Raw genomic sequence first — 775 nt, 5'->3', positions numbered from 1 at the left:
TCGCCGCCGCGACGGACATCGTCGCTTGGGAAGAGAGCCACGAGCCCGACTGGCTGAACGCACCCGATCTGGCCGTCGCCGTCAAGACGGGACACGTCCTCGCCGAAGGAGCACTGCGTGCTCTCAGCAACACCGATTAGGTCAATACGTCAGCTTCGAACCAGGCCAGCCCAGTCCCACCACTAACCGCATAGAGGGCAGTATGCGTCCGTTGGGGCAACGGTCGCGAATTGTGTGCTCTGCTTGCTGAGACCCGCCGCCGTAGCGCCTACGAGGTCGCACGGGCCGGGCTGGTCGGCGGCATCCGCACATCGGCGCGACAAGACGCCGGCTCCAAACAGCTGGCCACCGGCCATGACAGCGGCGGCCGGCCTGGCGCGCGGACAGCGGCAAATCAGTGCGGAGCGCGCCACGACGCCTCACACTGCCGTGGTGAGTGAGTCTGACCACGTGTATCTGCGATTGTTCGCCGAGGCGCCGACAGCCCGAAGCGCAGAACTGGCCTCGTCCCTGGTTCGCTGCCTCGCTGATTACGGTGCTGTCCGAGTGCACGAGTCCGGCTCCTATTGGAAGATTCCGGAATACCTCGAGTTCAACGTCGATCTAATGGCAACCGGCAGCACATCGGCTTGCATCGACCGCTTGCGGGCGCTTGAACCCGAAGGGTGGTCAGACGAGATCTGGAACCACCAGCCTGACGGGCCCGCGTTCCTGCTGGCAGAGATCCGCTGGGCTTGGCTGACAACGGTCAACGAATGATCAACACGTACGGATC

1 protein-coding gene is annotated in these 775 nt (G+C 64.1%); it reads left to right on the top strand.

Going from position 1 to position 775, the window contains the following annotated elements:
* The first annotated feature begins 432 nt into the window (after positions 1-432).
* The gene (locus Acy02nite_RS44310; RefSeq protein WP_203755647.1) at positions 433-759 is read left to right on the top strand and encodes a hypothetical protein; all 327 of its coding nucleotides are present in this window, start codon (positions 433-435) and stop codon (positions 757-759) included.
* Positions 760-775: the final 16 nt, after the last annotated feature.

The organism is Actinoplanes cyaneus (genome assembly GCF_016862095.1).
In the GTDB taxonomy this organism is placed as follows: Bacteria; Actinomycetota; Actinomycetes; order Mycobacteriales; family Micromonosporaceae; genus Actinoplanes; species Actinoplanes cyaneus.
Note: the sequence above shows the minus strand (reverse complement) of the source record. Positions and strands in the feature narration are given on the sequence as shown.